This is a genomic window from Pseudolabrys sp. Root1462 (genome assembly GCF_001426945.1).
GTDB lineage: Bacteria > Pseudomonadota > Alphaproteobacteria > Rhizobiales > Xanthobacteraceae > Pseudolabrys.
The window spans coordinates 330,885-346,547 of record NZ_LMFS01000003.1; the positions used below are offsets into that span (position 1 = coordinate 330,885).

Here is a 15,663-nt window from a genome sequence, read left to right on the forward strand (position 1 = left end):
GCGGAAGGGTCCGCGGCGGGCCAATAAAGCCCCGGCGGCCCGGTCCAGCGGTGCATAAGTCGGGCCTTACGCGTCTTTCCGGATCAGCCGGGCGGCGAAAAAGCCATCAAGGCCGCCCCAGCGCGGGTCCTCGTCGGGCAGGTAATGCGGCAGCGTGCGCAGGTCGCCAGCCTCACTGACGAATTCGGCACGGCCGAATACGTCCGCTGCGGCAATCGGTGCGCGAGCCAGCCGCGGGTCGCGCGTCAGCAGGGCGGCGATCTGCGCCTCGCCTTCTTCCGGCTCGAGCGAACAGGTGCAGTAGACCAGCGTGCCGCCTGGCCGGGTCAGTTCCACGGCGCGGTCGAGCAGCCGGCTCTGCAACGGCGTCAGTACGCCAAGATCATTTTCCGATTTGAGCCAAGGCACATCGGGATGGCGGCGGATGGTTCCCGTCGCGGTGCAGGGTGCATCGAGCAGCACGGCGTCGAACTGCTTGCCTGGCTGCCATTCCAGCGCATCGGCCGCGACAGTTTCGACATTGAGCTTGAGGCGCGCGAAATTCTCCTTCAGCCGGGCGATGCGCGCCGGGGAGCGATCGACCGCGGTGACGTGACCGCCCGCAGCCGCAAGCTGGGCCGTCTTGCCGCCCGGCGCGGCACACAAGTCGCAAACCTCTTTGCCGCTGATGTCGCCGAACAGGCGCGCCGGGATCGAGGCCGCCGCGTCCTGCACCCACCACACGCCCTCGGCAAAGCCCGGCAGCAGCGAGATGGCGCCATGCGCCAGCGTGCGCACGGTTCCGGTCGGCAGCACTCTGCCGTGGAGATGCTCGGCCCATGATGCGGCGTCGGCTTTGACGGTGATGTCGAGCGCCGGCTCATGCCCGTTGGCCTGGGCGATGGCAAGCGCGGTCTCTTCGCCGTAAGTCTTCTGCCATCGCGTCGTCAGCCAGGCCGGCGTATCGCGCGAGGCGTCGGTATCGTCGAAGGTGCCGCGCGACTGCGTAACGCGGCGCAGCACCGCGTTGACCAGGCCGGCATAACGTCCGCCGCGGCGATCGGCCTGCGCCAGCCGCACCGACAGATCGACCGCGGCGTGGTCCGGCACATCGAGCCAGAGGATCTGCGCCGCGCCGATCAGCAGGATGGTTTCAACACGGGGCGCCTCGGCCGGAAAACCCTTGTCGAGAAAGCCGCCGACCAGATGGCGCAAGGTGCCAAGCCGGCGCAGCACGGTGGCGACCAGACGTCGCGTCAGCGCGCGATCGCGCTCGGCGAGTGTCGCCAGCCCGAAATGCGCCGCCTTGCCGGAGAGCTGTTCGTCCAGCGGCAGGCGGCGGCGCAGCACGCCATCGATGATATCGGCGGCGATGCGCCGAGCGGCGAGGCCGGGGACTTCGGGTTGTGGGGAGATTCGCGGACGCGCCATGACGATCCCTTATTGCCACGAATTGTGTCACGGGCGCGAGCGCGCCGCCAAATATCGGCGACTTTCCGGAATTTGCGGTGGCGTCGAGGCGAGAATCTACTGCAGGACGTGGACTTCGGTGCCGATCGGCGTGCGGCGGTACAGGTCCATGATGTCCTCATTGAACATCCGGATGCAGCCATGCGACACGAAGCCGCCGATCGAGGGCGGATCGTTGGTGCCGTGGATGGCGTAATTGCCGCGGTCGAGACCCATGGCCGCGGCGCCCATCGGGTTGTTTGGCGAACCGCCGGGATAGGTCGGCGTGCGCCCCGGGATGCGCGCCCAGGCGGGCCGGATGTGCTTGGCGGCCACATAGGCGGTGCCGTGCCAGGCCATGCCGGCGCGACCGACGCCAACCGGATAACGGACGGCCCGTTCCCGATCGACGACGTAGAACAACTGCCGCTGCCCGGTGGCGACGATGATGGTGCCGGGCCGGTAGGCGCTGCGGAAGGCCACGACGTCGCCGCGCGCGAAGGCCGGCGACGTAGCGAACAGAGTGGCAATGAGAAAGAGGAAGGCGGCGACCGGCCGTAGAGACGTCATTGCTCGACGATGACCGGCGTGCCGACGGCGACCATGCGATATAGTTCGCGGATGTCGCGGTTGAACATACGGATGCAGCCGTAGGAGACGAAGCCGCCGATCGAGCGGGGATTGTTGGTACCGTGGATGGCGTATTCGCCGCCGCGCATCGTCAGCGCCGCGTCGCCCATCGGGTTGTGCGGGCTGCCGCCGGCAATGACCTCCGGCAGGTCCGGATGTTCGCGGCGGATTTCTTCCGGCGGCGACCAGGCCGGCTTCACATATTTGCCTTCGATGCGCGCGGTGCCGGTCCAGGCTTTGCCTTCGCGGCCGACGCCGACCGGAAAGCGCAGCGCGCGATAGTCATCGAGCACCAGATACAGGCGGCGCTCGTTTGTCTTCACGACGATGGTGCCGGGAGCAAAGCCGGAAAACGGCACGACGCCGCGCGGACTTGCGTCAGCAGGCGCGCCATGCGCGATGACGGCGGCAAACACCGCCCAGCAGAGAACGAATGTGACGAACAGCACCGTCCGTTTGAGGAGAACATGAGTCATGACGCGGCCCGGGAATTATTCCAATGCCGCAATCATAAGGCGGCTCGCGGCGCCGCCGACGGAAAGCTCGCGGTAACGTAAACGCGGCCGGTGGAACTTCGCGGCTTTGAGGCAAGCGTGAAAAAGCCCTCTCTCGCGGCGCGAGAGAGGGCCTTTTTAGTCTCCGCCTTGCTTAACGACGGCGCATCAGACCTTCGCTTCCGCCTTCTTGTTCTGGCGGTTGCTGATCAGGTCATCGACCACCGCCGGATCGGCGAGCGTCGTAGTGTCGCCTAGATTGCCGAACTCGTCCTCGGCGATCTTGCGCAGGATGCGCCGCATGATCTTGCCGGAGCGTGTCTTCGGCAGGCCGGGCGAGAACTGGATGAGATCGGGCGCCGCGAACGGGCCGATCTCCTTGCGCACCCACTGCACCAGTTCCTTGCGCAGTTCCTCGGTCGGCTTCTCGCCCGCCATCAGGGTGACGTAGGCGTAGATGCCCTGACCCTTGATGTCGTGCGGATAGCCGACGACCGCCGCTTCCGACACCTTGGCATGCGCGACCAATGCGCTTTCGACTTCCGCCGTGCCCATGCGGTGACCGGAGACGTTGATGACGTCATCGACGCGGCCGGTGATCCAGTAATAGCCGTCGCCGTCGCGGCGGCAGCCGTCGCCGGTGAAGTACTTGCCCGGGTAGGTCTTGAAGTAGGTGTCGATGAAGCGCTGGTGGTCACCGTAAACCGTGCGCATCTGGCCGGGCCATGAGTCGGCAATGCACAGATTACCGGTGGTGGCGCCCTCGAGCACCTTGCCTTCGGCATCGACGATTTCCGGTACGATGCCGAAGAACGGAAGCGTCGCCGAACCAGGCTTGAGCTGGGTCGCGCCGGGCAGCGGGGTAATGAGAATGCCGCCGGTCTCTGTCTGCCACCAGGTATCGACAATCGGGCAACGGTCGTCACCGACGACGTGGTAGTACCACTCCCACGCTTCGGGGTTGATCGGCTCGCCGACCGAACCGAGCAGACGCAGCGACTTGCGCGACGTCTTTTTCACTGGCCCTTCGCCGCCCTGCATCAGCGCGCGGATCGCGGTCGGCGCGGTGTAGATGATATTGACCTGATGCTTGTCGCAGACTTCCCAGAAGCGCGACGTGGTCGGATAGTTCGGCACGCCTTCGAACACCAGCGAGATGGCGCCGTTCGAGAGCGGGCCGTAAATGATGTAGCTGTGGCCGGTGACCCAGCCGACGTCGGCGGTGCACCAGTACACATCGCCGTCGTGATAATCGAAGACGTATTGGTGCGTCATCGACGCATAGAGCAGATAGCCGCCGGTGGTGTGCAGCACGCCCTTCGGCTTGCCGGTCGAGCCCGAGGTGTAGAGGATGAACAACGGATCCTCGGCATTCATCGGCTCGCACGGACATTCCGCCGGCACCGTCATGGCGAGATCGTCGTAATAAAAATCCCGGCCGGGCTCCATGTTCGCCGCAGCGCCGGTGCGCCTGATGACGATCACGGTGTTAACGCCGCCGACCTTGTCGCAGGCTGCATCGACATTGGCCTTCAGCGGCACCTTGCGGCCGCCGCGCAGGCCTTCGTCGGCGGTCACGATGACGGTCGATTTGCAGTCCTCGAGGCGGCCCGCGATCGAGTCGGGCGAGAAGCCGCCGAAGATCACCGAATGCACGGCGCCGATGCGCGCGCAGGCGAGGATCGAGACGACCGCCTCCGTGATCATCGGCATGTAGATGGTGACGCGGTCGCCCTTCTTGACGCCGCGCGCCTTTAGCACGTTGGCGAAGACCTGCACCTGCTCGTGCAGTTCCTTGTAGGTGATCTTCTTGTCGTCCTTCGGGTCGTCGCCTTCCCAGATCAGCGCGGTCTGGTTACCCCGCTTGGCGACATGGCGGTCGACGCAGTTGAAACAGGCGTTCAGCGTGCCGTCCTCGAACCACTTGATCGAGACGTTGTGCGGATCATAGGTCGTGTTCTTGACCTTGGTCGGCTTCTTGATCCAGTCGAGGCGCGAGGCCTGCTCGCCCCAGAAGCCGTTCGGGTCCTTGATCGAGCGCGCGTACATTTCCTTGTACTTCGCTTCGTCGACGTAGGCCTTGGTCTTCCAGTCGGCCGGCACGTCGTAAATCTTGTCGTCGGACATCGCACTCCCTCCCGGTATCGCCCTTACCCGGCGCCCCGTTTGGCCCGGGCGCCCTTATGGTTCGTGCGGCATTATGCGCCGCCGGGCCGAGCGGTCACAAGCGCTCACCTTGCGACTTTCGTCGTGTGCGACATTTGGGAAATGTCAATGCCGGGACAGGTTTAGGGCCGACAGCGGGGGCGGATCCTACAGGCCGCCCATTTTGCAGATCGCCTTCCATTCGCCGTCGGTGATAGCCGGCAGCGACAGCCGCGACTGCTTCAGCAACTGGATATCGGCGAGCTTAGGCTCCGCCTTGATGGCGGCCAGGGATACCGGCTTTTTCAGCGGCTCGACCGCCTTCACGTCGACACATACCCAGGGCGAGCCGGCCTCCGCGGTCGGATCGGCATAGGCTTCCTTGATGACCTCGACAATGCCGACGATCTCCTTGCCGATATTCGAATGATAGAAGAAGCCGCGATCGCCCTTCTTCATCTTCTTCATGTTGAGCTTGGCGGTGTGATTGCGGATGCCGGTCCAGGCGGTGCCCTTGGACCCGGCTTTGACCATCTGGTCCCACGACCAGGCATCGGGCTCGGATTTCAAAAGCCAGTAGGCCATCGCTGTCTACTCCTCCGCCTTGATCGGCCGCGCCAGGAGCGCCGCGATGGCCTCATCGACGCTGAGCTGCTTCGCCAGCACCGCGGCTACCGCCGCCGAAATCGGCATGTCGATATTCTTGTCACGCGCCATCTCCAGCAGCACCGGCGCGGTGAAGGCGCCTTCGGCGAGTTTGCCGCTTGGCGCTTCGTTGCGGCCGAGGGCGACGCCGTAGGAGAAATTGCGCGACTGCGGCGACGAGCAGGTGAGGATGAGATCGCCAAGCCCGGACAGGCCGGTCAGCGTTTCCGGCCGGGCGCCCAGCGCGCGGCCGAAGCGCACCATCTCGGCAAAGCCGCGCGTCGTCAGTGCTGCTGAGGCGCTGGCCCCTAAGCCGCGCCCGGTGACAATACCGGAGGCGATCGCCAGCACGTTCTTCACCGCGCCGCCGATCTCGACGCCGCGGATATCGGTGGTGTGATACGGCCGGAAGCTGCCGGAGTTCAGGGCATGCGCCAGCTCTTCGGCGATGCCGGCATCGGCGGCGGCGATCGTTACGGCGGTCGGCAGGCCGCGCGCCACATCGGCGGCGAAGCTGGGGCCGGAGAGGATCGCCGGCACCGCGCTCCCTGCACATTCGACGATGATCTCGGTCATGAACTGGTGCGTGCCGTGCTCGATGCCCTTGGCGCAGGCGATGAGCGGCGTCCCGGCGCGCATGGTCTGCGCCAGCGCCGCCACCACCGACCGCAGCGCCTGCGCTGGCACCACGAGCAGGATGGCATCGGCTTGCGCGACCTCACCGAGCGCGCGCGTCACCTTGATCGAGGGTTCGAGCTTGACGCCCGGCAGGAAGCGGCTTTCGCGCGCGGTCGCGAGATGCTCGGCATGGGCGGCATCGAACTCCCACAACGTCACCGCGCGCCCGGCGCGGGCAGCAGTCTGCGCCAGCGCCGTACCCCAGGCGCCGCCTCCCAGCACCGCGATGCGTTGGATGGTCATGAAGTGATTTCCGGCAATGTTGCGTTTACTTATACGCCGCGGTGCGCTTCCGCGCACCTTCCGCGGCAGCCGAGGCATCGAGCGGCCAGCGGGCGCGCGGCGCCATGTCCATCGCGTCGGTCAGGCCGAGCGCCAGACGTTCGATTCCGGCCCAGGCGATCATGGCGCCGTTATCGGTGCAGAGATTGAGCGGCGGCGCGACCAAGGGCGTGCCGGTCTCCATGGCAACGCGGTTGAGCGCGCCCCGGATCGCCTGGTTGGCGGCGACGCCGCCGGCGGCGACCAGCGCATGCGGTTCACCAAAGCGCGCGCGGAAAAGGCGCAGGCCCGAGCGCAGCCGGTCATGCACCACTTCGACGACAGCCTGCTGGAACGACGCGCACATGTCGGCAACGTCCTGCGGCGACAGCGGTGCGATGCGTTCGGCCTCGAGCCGCACGGCCGTCTTGAGGCCGGAGAAGGAGAAGTCGGCATCCTTGCGATGCTGCATCGGTCGCGGCAGCGCGAAGCGCTCCTTGTCGCCGCGCGTCGCTTGACGCTCGACTTCCGGGCCGCCGGGATAGCCAAGGCCGAGCAGCTTCGCGGTCTTGTCGAAGGCCTCGCCGATGGCGTCGTCCTGCGTGGTGCCGAGCCGCACATAGTTGCCGACGCCGAGCACGGCGACGATCTGGGTGTGGCCGCCGGAGGCGAGGAACAGGAGATACGGAAACGGCGTGTTGTCCGTGAGCCGTGCTGTGAGCGCGTGCGCCTCGAGGTGATTGATGGCGATCAGCGGCTTGTTCTTGACCAGCGCAATCGCCTTGGCGGTGGTCAGGCCGACGATGACACCGCCGATGAGTCCGGGGCCGGCGGCCGCGGCGATGCCGTCGAGGTCGTCATAGCTCTTGCCGGCCTCGCGCATCGCCTGGTCGATGATCAAATCGAGCGCCTCGACATGGGCGCGGGCGGCGATCTCGGGCACCACGCCGCCGAAGGCCGCATGCTGCTCGATCTGGCTGAGGACGACATTCGACAGGATACGTGCCGAGCCGTCGGTATTGCGCTCGACCACAGCCGCCGCGGTTTCATCACAGGTCGTTTCGATGCCGAGGACTAGCATTCGATTCTCAATGGTGGCCCCGGACTATGCCGGACCTCCCCTATTACGGGAGTGGTGGTGCGCTAAAATGTGCCCTAACATTGAGATATCCTATGGCGCAATCCACGGCGCCCAGGGAGCCGCAATCGCTGCCAAATCCGGCTCGGATGGCTGTCGATTCGACAACGGGTTGACGTCGCCAGGGGTGAGGGGGATGGGATTGGCCTCGGTGCTTCGCCGCGTCCAAGAAGGTGTGACAATCGCCGTTGTCACGGTCGGGCTTTTGATGGTGGCAAACTGGGGCGCTGAAAAAGTGCTCGTCGCAAATCCATCGATTCTGCTGTCCCATGACGAGCTCGTTGCGCAGAACTTCAAATCCCAGCGCATCAGTCTGACCAAGGGCTATGACGAGAAGCTCTGGTTCGACCTGCCGTCGGACGAAGCCGTCCGGCAGATGTGGGACGAAACCTATCAGGGCGGCGTTCAGTTCGAGAGTTACGTCCATTTCCGCACGCACGCCTTCATGGGCAAATATTATCACGCCAATGAAAATGGTTACCGCGATACGCGTGAGCCGGGCCCGTGGCCGCCCGACCCGAAAAATTACAACATCCTGTTCTTCGGCGGCTCGACCGCCTTCGGCGTCGGCCCCTATTTTGCGACCATAGCATCCTATCTTCAGGACGAGATGGGCGCCGCGGATGGCCGCAAGGTCTATGTCTACAATTTCGGGCGCACCAGCTACATCAACAGTCAGGAGAAGATCGTCTTCGAGCGGTTGCTCGCCAGCGGCATCCGGGCCGACATGGCGGTTTTCTTCGACGGCCTCAACGAATTCTGTTTCCGCGACGGCAAGCCGTCGAACTGGCAGTTGCTTGAGCATCTCTACAATTCATTCCACGACGATTACATGGCGCGGGCGCGCGGTAACGACGTTGCCACGCGCTGGGAATTCGCCCGGCAGTTTTTTGAGACCTTGCCGTTGGTCCGGCTGGCGCGGGCCGCCGCAACGCGCATCGCATCGGGCTCAATGCCGGAATATGCGACGAAGCCGTCAGCGGCCATCGGGGAAGAACCGTCGCCGCCCATCAAGGAACTCGAAGCGGTGATGGATCGCTACTATGCCAATGTGAAGCAGATTTCGGCCGTCGGTGACGTGTCGGGCGTCCAGACCGTGTTCGTGTGGCAACCGATTCCGACCTACAAATACGATACGCGCCATGATCCCTTCGTGCCGAACCAGCTGGGGTGCCATGTCGGCTCGAAATTCGGCTATCCGCTGATGCGCAAGCGGGTCGATGTCCTCCCGCCCAGCCCAAACTTCGTCTGGCTCGCGGACATGCAGGAAAATCTCAAGGAGGCGCTTTACGTGGACACATTCCATTATACCGCGCCGATGTCGCGCCGGATCGCCGTATTGATCAAAGAGGCCATTCTGTCCCGGCAGATGCCGGCGAAGGCGGCTGCCGGCCAAAGCCGCAACTGACGTCCGATTGCCCGCGGCGACCCCTCCCAATTGCGGACCGATGCGCTAAAAGGTGCCCAGCATCGCGAGGATATATGGCGCAATCGGCTCCCCTTCTCCGCATCGGAACGCGCGGCTCACCGCTGGCGCTGGTCCAGGCCAATACTGTGCGCAGCATGCTGGCGAGGGCCAACGGCGCCGATGAGGCGGCGTTCGAGATCGTCGTCATCAAGACCACCGGCGACGCCATCCAGGACCGGCCCCTGTCCGAAGTCGGCGGCAAGGGACTGTTCACCAAGGAGATCGAGGAAGCCCTGCTGAGCGGCCGCATCGATCTTGCCGTGCATTCCGCCAAGGACATGCCGACCATCTCGCAGCCGGGCCTTCTGCTGGCGGCCTGTCTGGAGCGCGAGGATCCGCGCGATGCCTTCATCAGCCTCAAGGCCAAGTCGCTGGCCGATCTGCCGCAGGGCGCGCATCTCGGCACCGCATCGTTGCGGCGGCAGGCCATCGTTATGGCGGCGCGGCCCGATCTCAAGGTGACGCCGTTGCGCGGCAATGTCGAAACGCGGCTGCGCAAATTGGAGAGCGGCGAAGTCGATGCGACCTTGCTGGCGATGGCCGGACTGAACCGCCTCGGACTGTCGCAGCACGCGACGCGGGCGATGTCGGTGGAAGAGTTTCTGCCTGCGGTGGCGCAAGGCGCCATCGGCATCGAGACGCGCGGTGACGACAACCGCACAAGGCAGATGGTGGCGCGCATCAACCACACCGCGACCTTCATCGCGGTCGCCTGCGAACGCGCGTTCCTCGCCGCGCTTGACGGCTCGTGCAAGACGCCGCTCGCCGGGCACGCCACGTTGTCCGGCGACACGCTGCACTTCCGCGGTCTCATCGCGCGGCCGGATGGCAAGGGCGCGCACGACGTCACCGGCAACGGCCATATCCGCGACGCGGTCAGGATCGGCGATGACGCCGGCCGCGCGCTGAAGAAGATTGCCGGGCCGGGCTTCTTCGATTGAACCGCGGGAGTGCGGCCATGCGCATCGTGCTCACGCGACCGCAAGACGATAGCGAGCGCACCGCCGCGGCGTTGCGCGCGCACGGCCACGAGGTGCTGATCGCCCCGTTGTTGCGCATCGAAACGGTGCCCGTCGACCTGCGCCAGCGCTACGGCGCCGTCGTCATCACCAGCGCCAATGCGGCGGCGGCGATTGCCGGTCATCCGGCCTGCGCAACGCTCTCGGCATTAGCGCTGTTCGCGGTGGGCAAGCGCAGCGGTGACGCAGCGCGCGCTGTTGGCTTTACCAACATCCATGTCGCCGGCGGGGATATCGAGGACCTTACCCGTCTCATCGCCGAACAGCGGCCCGATGCCAGGGCGCCGCTTCTGTATCTTGCCGGCGAGGATCGCTCCGGTGATCTCGTCGGCGATCTCGCCGTGCACGGCATTGCTGCGGAACTGGTCGTGATCTATCGCGCGGTACCGCAGCCGTTTCCGGCAGAACTGACGGCAGCGCTACAAAGCGGCGCCGCCGATGCCGTGATGCATTTTTCGAAACGAAGTGCCGCGCAGTACGTTACCGGTGCGCATGACGCCGGTATCACCGAGAAGGCGCTCCAGATTCGTCACTTTTGCCTGTCTGCCCAGATTGCCGAGCCCCTGCGCGATGCCGGTGCCACCCGCATCGTTGTCGCAAAGCGGCCTGACGAATCGGCGATGGTTGCGTTGATCGATCAGGCGGCGGCCTGACTTCGCCGGGCTCATTCATTTTACCGCCGGTTTTAATTGCTGCGGTAACCGCCGTAATTCGCTAGGATTTCCTGCATGAACGACAAGCGCCCCACGCCTGACCCATCGGCCGGCCGCCACAAGCGCACAGCGCCGACGATCGACCTCAAGGCGGAAGAGGTGCAGGCCGTCGAGACCGCATCCGGACCGGTCGATGATGGACCGATCGGGCCGTCGCCGGAGGCGCAGCCCGCGACCGAAGACGCAGGCTCGCCGCCACCCGATGGCAGTCCAGAGCCAATCGAATCTGCGACTGCCGAACGCGCCAGCCCATGGGTGCCGGCGGTGCTCGGGGGGCTGGTCGGCGCCGTGGCGATGACGTTGGTCGGTGCCGCCATCTGGTACGCCGGTGTCTTGCCGACCACAGGCAGCGCGCCGGCCGATCCGCGCGTCGCCGCGCTCGAAGCGCAGGTCAAGCAATTGCAGAGCCGTCCGGCCACACCGGCAAGCAATGCCGCAGCAAACGACGCCCTGACGGCGCGCATCGCCAAGCTTGAAGACGAGTTACAGAAGCGGCCGGCGGCGGCACCAACCGGCGATAAAGAACTCAGCGACCGTGTCGCCGCCAACGACAATGCGATGAAGTCGCTCGGCGTGGCGCTAACCGCGTTGAATCGTCGTTATGATGAACTTGCCGCCAGCAACAAGGACGCGCAGACGCGCGCCGAAGCTGCCGAAAAGGTCGCTGCCGATTTGCGCAGCGATTTGCAAACTGTGTCGCGCGCGGCGTCCGCCGGAGCGTCGTCGGCCGATCTGGCGCCATTGCAGCAGCGGCTTGCCGCACTGGAAGACCAGGCGAAGAGCGCGAAGGCGGAACTCGCCCGCACCAGTCAGTCCGAACGCGCGGCGCGCCTCGCCTTGAGCACGGCCGCAGTGCGCGACGCCGTTCTGCGCGGCGTGCCGTTCGCGGAAGAGTTGGCGCAGGCGAAAGCGGCAGGCGCGAATGAGAAGGCGCTGGCGCCGCTATGGCCGTTCGCCGCGTCCGGCGTTCCGAGCGTCAAGGATCTTGGCCGCGAACTGAATGATCTGCTGCCGCAATTGAAAAAGGACGTCGGCACGCCGGCGCCGAGTGGCGGCTTCCTCGAGCGCCTGCAAGCCAATGCCGAAGGACTGGTCCGCATCCGGCCCGTCGGCTCGCCGCCCGGCGACGATACGATGGCGGTAATGGCTCGACTCGAAACCGATGCCGCGCAAGGCAACATCGACGCGGCGCTCACCGAGATCGGCAAGCTGCCGGAAGCGGCGCGGCAGAAGGCATCAGCGTGGGTGACGCGCGCGGTCGCGCGGCAAAAGGCGCTCACCGCCGCTCGCGACGTCGCCGCGGACAGCGCGCGCTCGCTCGGATCGCGGTGAGGCCGGCATGATTCAGGTCATTCTGTTCCTCGTCACGGTCGGTCTCATTGCCGCGGGCTTTGTCTGGTTCGCCGACCGTCCAGGCGACGTCATCATCAACTGGATGGGTTACCGCATCGAAACGTCGGTGATGGTGACACTGCTGACAATCGCGGCGTTGATCGTCGCCGGGATTCTGATCTGGTCGATCGCGCGCGCTATCCTGCGCTCACCGGAACAGGTATCGCTGTTCTTCCGCCACCGCCGTGCAATGCGAGGACATCTCGCGATATCGCGCGGCCTTATCGCCATCGGTTCGGGCGATACCCGGCTGGCGCGCCGCTCCGCCGACGAAGCGGCGCGGCTTTCGCCGGGCGATCCGTTGACGCTCTTGCTCACCGCACAATCGGCTCAGCTTGCCGGCGACCGTAGCGGCGCGGAGCGCGCCTTCTTTGAAATGACGCGGCATGACGAGACCAGGCTGCTTGGTCTTCGCGGCCTCTATATCGAGGCGCAGCGCCGCAACGATCCCGCCGCTGCGCGCCGCGTCGCCGAACAGGCGGCGCAGGCCGAGCCATCGCTGGCCTGGGCCGGGCAGGCCGTGCTCGACGATCGCTGCGCGCAAGGCGACTGGAGCGGAGCGCTCAAAGCGCTCGACGCAACACGCTCCTTGCTGGCGAGGGACGATTATCGCCGCAAGCGCGCGGTCCTGCTCACCGCGCATGCCCAGGCGCTGGAGGACAGCGACCGCGAAGCCGCACGCGTTGCTGCGCTCGATGCGCTCAAACTCGCGCCGGGGCTGGTGCCGGCTGCGGCGCTCGCGGGCCGGCGGCTGGCCGAAGCGGGCGATACGCGCCGCGCCGGCAAGGTTTTGATCGCGGCGTGGCGGCTCAATCCGCATCCCGATCTGGCCGAGGCTTACGCGAGCGTCCGCCTGGGCGATACCGCACGCGCGCGTCTGACGCGCATGCAGTCGCTCGCGGACAAGTCGCCGGAAGATCAGAACGGTAAGCGCGAGGGCGCCATCGCGGTGGCTCGCGCGGCAATCGACGCCCGCGAATTCAAAATCGCGCGCGATGCACTGGCGCCCTTTGTCACGTCGCCGTCGAAGCGCATCGCAACCCTGATGGCGGAGATCGAGGAAGCCGAACACGGCGATGATGGCCGGGTGCGCGAATGGCTCGGCCGCGCCATGCGCGCGGCTCCGGATCCGGTCTGGACCGCCGACGGTGTCGTCTCGGATCGCTGGCTGCCGGTGTCGCCAGGCGGCCGGCTCGACGGTTACGAATGGCGGGTGCCGCTCGCGGAAATCGGCATGACCCATCCGGTGGTCGATGCGCCGCCGCCGCCTCTGCCCGAGCGCAAGCCGATCGTCGTGACGCCGGCGGAAACCGCACCGGCCCACCCCGAACCGATGGCAGGCGCCGCCACCGCGTCCTCGGGCGAAGGAGTTGGCCCGGTCACGGCCCTCGAGGCCGCGCCGCTCGCTAAGCCAAGGCCGAAACTGGCGGAGACAAAGCCGGTCGAGCCCATCATCCCGGTGGTTCATGCCCCGGACGATCCGGGGCTCGATTCCGATCTCGATGGCGACCCGCTGGCCGAAAAAACCTCATCCGCGGACGGCTGGTCGCGCCTCAAGGGCTTGTTCCGCTGAGCCGCGTTGGCGCGCTTGCCAAGCCCGGGCCGCGCCGATAGTAAGGCGCCGCGGGCTTCACGATTTCTGCATGGTTTTGTCGGAAAACAGGGCTCGATTTTCGACTTTTGCGCCGGCGCCGATGTAGCTCAGTGGTAGAGCATCCGCTTCGTAAGCGGGTGGTCGGGGGTTCAAATCCCTCCATCGGCACCATTCCCCGCGAGTTCCGGCGGCGTCACCGCTCACGAAATCACCGATCGGTCCCGGGCAGGGCAGGTTTGCTGTGGTCAGATCCGCGGCAGGATGTATCGACTTACCTGGCAACCTTGCCAACCCACCTGAATCCGGGCAGCTTTTTGCCGGGCCTGAGGCTAACGCGTTGGCGCGGCACCAAATCTGTCGCAATTCGGTTCTAGAGTGAAGCCATGGCAAAACCAGCCGTCGTTCTCGTTGGCGCCGATAAGGGCGGGGTCGGAAAGACCACGGTCGCGCGAACCCTGTTGGACTATTTCGGCGCGCACCATACGCCGACGCGGGCATTCGACACCGAATCGCCGCGCGGCACGCTGAAGCGCTTCCATCCCAATCTGACCGAGGTCGTCGATGTGACCGAGGTCGCCGACCAGATGAAGATCTTCGATACTCTGGGCACGACACCCGCCCAGGTGACGGTCATCGACATCCGCGCCGGTCTACTGTCTCCGACCTTGCAGGCCTTGAGCGATATCGGCTTTCTCGAATCCGCCAAGAAGGGCCAGATCACCTTCGCGGTTTTCCATATCCTCGGGCCGTCGATCGCCTCGCTGCAGGAGATCGCCGAGACCGCGACCTTCGTCGGCGATGCCAGCTATTTCCTGGTGAAGAACCACATCAACGACACGTCGTTCTTCGATTGGGATCCGGCGACTTACAATTCCTACTTCAACCAGATCAAGAACGCGCAGGACATCACCATCCCGAAGCTCAACGAGATGGCGACCGAGCAGGTCGAGGTGGGCGGCGTGCCCTACGTGCAGTTCGTCGCCAACAAGACCGGCAGCGGCGACCCCGCGAACTATTCGTTCGTACTGCGCGGCTATGTACGCCACTGGCTCGGCCAGGTCTGGGGCGAATACGACCGGGTCAAACTGGTGGACTTGCTTGCGCCGAAACAGGACAGCCCGGTTCGTCAGGCCGCCGGCTAAATCCGCGACAGTTGCGCGCGGGATTTTTCAAGGCCCAGGCGGCGCCTGATTGAACTGCGGCGCCGCTTTTTTGTGTCTCGTTCGACGCTCGCTATGCTTTACTTGAAAGCCGAGGCCGGGCTGATTCCTGCCATTCGCGGCGCGATTGATTGTGGCTTCCGGCAATGTCGATCCGACATTCTGTTTATATCGTAGCTTCGCCGCGGCCGCGGGTTGGCAAGACCCTGCTGTCGCGGCTGCTGATCGACTATCACAAGCATGAAGGCCGCGAATTCGGCGCCTTCGATCTCAATTCAGGCGACCATACGCTCAAGCAATTCGCGCCCGACGATGTCACCGCCGCCAATATCGGCAGCGTCAAGGGACAGATGGCGCTGTTCGACAGCCTCGTCAGCGAGCAGGGCGGCGGCAAGGTCGTCGATGTCGGCGGCGACGCCTACAAGAATTTTTTCGACGTCGCCTATCGCATCGGCCTGGTCGAGGAGGCGCACAAGCGTGACATTGCGCCGGTCATTCTGTTCATTGTCTCGTCTGACAAGCAGGCCGCCGATGTCTATCGCGACCTGCGCACCCGCTTTCCCGGCGCGGCCCTGACGCCGGTGCACAACGAGATGCTCGGGCTCGCCCAGCACCGCGACCGCTTTCCGCCCTCGGGACAGGGTGGCGCCATCCTGCGCATGCCGGTGCTGGCGCCGGGCCTGCGCAAATACATCGAAACGCCGCCGTTCGGATTCGCCGACGAGCAGCTCGCCAACGCCCGCCACATCCCCCTCGATGCCCACATCGAAATCCAGCGCTGGCTGCGCAAGGCCTATCTGGAATTTCGCGAACTGGACTTGCGTATTCTGCTCGGCGAATTGCAGACATCATTGCGAATGTAAATTTTTCGACGATTTTTCAAAGACTTGCATCGTGG

General features: G+C 65.3%; 14 protein-coding genes and 1 tRNA gene. 8 read left to right on the top strand and 7 right to left on the bottom strand.

Annotation, left to right across the window (positions count from 1 at the left end; all coding sequences use genetic code 11):
- Window positions 1–66: 66 nt before the first annotated feature.
- The 7 genes from ASD45_RS18295 to tsaD all read right to left on the bottom strand — a co-directional run bounded on the left by ASD45_RS18295 (window position 67) and on the right by tsaD (window position 7,362).
- Window positions 67–1,410, bottom strand: a complete 1,344-nt coding sequence (locus ASD45_RS18295; protein WP_056913111.1) for a transcription antitermination factor NusB — start codon at window positions 1,408–1,410, stop codon at window positions 67–69.
- 96 nt (window positions 1,411–1,506) lie between these two features.
- Entirely contained in the window at window positions 1,507–1,998 is a 492-nt protein-coding gene (locus tag ASD45_RS18300) for a L,D-transpeptidase (protein ID WP_056913112.1), read from the bottom strand.
- Window positions 1,995–2,534, bottom strand: coding sequence for a L,D-transpeptidase (locus ASD45_RS18305; RefSeq protein ID WP_056913113.1), 540 nt, complete (start codon window positions 2,532–2,534; stop codon window positions 1,995–1,997). Before ASD45_RS18305 ends, ASD45_RS18300 begins: the two co-directional genes overlap by 4 nt.
- A gap of 186 nt (window positions 2,535–2,720) precedes the next feature.
- Window positions 2,721–4,679: an acetate--CoA ligase gene (acs, locus tag ASD45_RS18310; protein WP_056913114.1), complete on the bottom strand. Its 1,959-nt coding sequence runs from the start codon at window positions 4,677–4,679 to the stop codon at window positions 2,721–2,723.
- Window positions 4,680–4,865: 186 nt separating this feature from the next.
- On the bottom strand, window positions 4,866–5,282 hold the full coding sequence (locus ASD45_RS18315; protein WP_056913115.1) for an EVE domain-containing protein: 417 nt from the start codon (window positions 5,280–5,282) through the stop codon (window positions 4,866–4,868).
- 6 nt (window positions 5,283–5,288) lie between these two features.
- Window positions 5,289–6,263 carry an NAD(P)H-dependent glycerol-3-phosphate dehydrogenase gene (locus ASD45_RS18320; protein ID WP_056913116.1) on the bottom strand — a complete coding sequence of 325 codons (975 nt, stop codon included), beginning with the start codon at window positions 6,261–6,263 and terminating at the stop codon, window positions 5,289–5,291.
- A gap of 25 nt (window positions 6,264–6,288) precedes the next feature.
- Window positions 6,289–7,362 (bottom strand): tRNA (adenosine(37)-N6)-threonylcarbamoyltransferase complex transferase subunit TsaD, encoded by a 1,074-nt coding sequence (gene tsaD / locus ASD45_RS18325; protein WP_056913117.1) that lies wholly within the window; start codon window positions 7,360–7,362, stop codon window positions 6,289–6,291.
- A gap of 10 nt (window positions 7,363–7,372) precedes the next feature.
- Between tsaD and ASD45_RS18330 the strand changes: the two genes are divergently transcribed.
- The 8 genes from ASD45_RS18330 (at window position 7,373) to ASD45_RS18365 (ending at window position 15,628) form a co-directional block, all read left to right on the top strand.
- A complete protein-coding gene (locus ASD45_RS18330) occupies window positions 7,373–8,827 on the top strand; it encodes an SGNH/GDSL hydrolase family protein (RefSeq protein WP_156380971.1) in 1,455 nt (484 codons plus the stop codon).
- A gap of 74 nt (window positions 8,828–8,901) precedes the next feature.
- A complete protein-coding gene (gene hemC / locus ASD45_RS18335; protein WP_056913119.1) occupies window positions 8,902–9,828 on the top strand; it encodes a hydroxymethylbilane synthase in 927 nt (308 codons plus the stop codon).
- Window positions 9,829–9,845: 17 nt separating this feature from the next.
- A complete protein-coding gene (locus ASD45_RS18340; RefSeq protein WP_056913120.1) occupies window positions 9,846–10,559 on the top strand; it encodes a uroporphyrinogen-III synthase in 714 nt (237 codons plus the stop codon).
- A gap of 75 nt (window positions 10,560–10,634) precedes the next feature.
- Window positions 10,635–11,951, top strand: coding sequence for a hypothetical protein (locus ASD45_RS18345; RefSeq protein WP_056913121.1), 1,317 nt, complete (start codon window positions 10,635–10,637; stop codon window positions 11,949–11,951).
- A gap of 7 nt (window positions 11,952–11,958) precedes the next feature.
- Window positions 11,959–13,584: a heme biosynthesis HemY N-terminal domain-containing protein gene (locus ASD45_RS18350; protein ID WP_056913122.1), complete on the top strand. Its 1,626-nt coding sequence runs from the start codon at window positions 11,959–11,961 to the stop codon at window positions 13,582–13,584.
- Window positions 13,585–13,701: 117 nt separating this feature from the next.
- Window positions 13,702–13,776 (top strand) — tRNA-Thr (locus tag ASD45_RS18355).
- A gap of 212 nt (window positions 13,777–13,988) precedes the next feature.
- Window positions 13,989–14,747: a hypothetical protein gene (locus ASD45_RS18360; protein WP_056913123.1), complete on the top strand. Its 759-nt coding sequence runs from the start codon at window positions 13,989–13,991 to the stop codon at window positions 14,745–14,747.
- A gap of 164 nt (window positions 14,748–14,911) precedes the next feature.
- Entirely contained in the window at window positions 14,912–15,628 is a 717-nt protein-coding gene (locus ASD45_RS18365; protein WP_056913124.1) for a hypothetical protein, read from the top strand.
- The last annotated feature ends 35 nt before the right edge of the window (window positions 15,629–15,663 follow it).

Bases quoted from the DNA above. Each gene is read 5' to 3' on its own strand.
- ASD45_RS18315 (WP_056913115.1), bottom strand. From the start codon at position 5,282: ATGGCCTACTGGCTTTTGAAATCCGAGCCCGATGCCTGGTCGTGGGAC.
- ASD45_RS18320 (WP_056913116.1), bottom strand. From the start codon at position 6,263: ATGACCATCCAACGCATCGCGGTGCTGGGAGGCGGCGCCTGGGGTACG.
- ASD45_RS18305 (WP_056913113.1), bottom strand. From the start codon at position 2,534: ATGACTCATGTTCTCCTCAAACGGACGGTGCTGTTCGTCACATTCGTT.
- hemC (WP_056913119.1), top strand. From the start codon at position 8,902: ATGGCGCAATCGGCTCCCCTTCTCCGCATCGGAACGCGCGGCTCACCG.
- ASD45_RS18365 (WP_056913124.1), top strand. From the start codon at position 14,912: ATGTCGATCCGACATTCTGTTTATATCGTAGCTTCGCCGCGGCCGCGG.
- ASD45_RS18360 (WP_056913123.1), top strand. From the start codon at position 13,989: ATGGCAAAACCAGCCGTCGTTCTCGTTGGCGCCGATAAGGGCGGGGTC.
- ASD45_RS18330 (WP_156380971.1), top strand. From the start codon at position 7,373: ATGGTGGCCCCGGACTATGCCGGACCTCCCCTATTACGGGAGTGGTGG.
- acs (WP_056913114.1), bottom strand. From the start codon at position 4,679: ATGTCCGACGACAAGATTTACGACGTGCCGGCCGACTGGAAGACCAAG.
- tsaD (WP_056913117.1), bottom strand. From the start codon at position 7,362: ATGCTAGTCCTCGGCATCGAAACGACCTGTGATGAAACCGCGGCGGCT.
- ASD45_RS18295 (WP_056913111.1), bottom strand. From the start codon at position 1,410: ATGGCGCGTCCGCGAATCTCCCCACAACCCGAAGTCCCCGGCCTCGCC.
- ASD45_RS18345 (WP_056913121.1), top strand. From the start codon at position 10,635: ATGAACGACAAGCGCCCCACGCCTGACCCATCGGCCGGCCGCCACAAG.
- ASD45_RS18300 (WP_056913112.1), bottom strand. From the start codon at position 1,998: ATGACGTCTCTACGGCCGGTCGCCGCCTTCCTCTTTCTCATTGCCACT.
- ASD45_RS18340 (WP_056913120.1), top strand. From the start codon at position 9,846: ATGCGCATCGTGCTCACGCGACCGCAAGACGATAGCGAGCGCACCGCC.
- ASD45_RS18350 (WP_056913122.1), top strand. From the start codon at position 11,959: ATGATTCAGGTCATTCTGTTCCTCGTCACGGTCGGTCTCATTGCCGCG.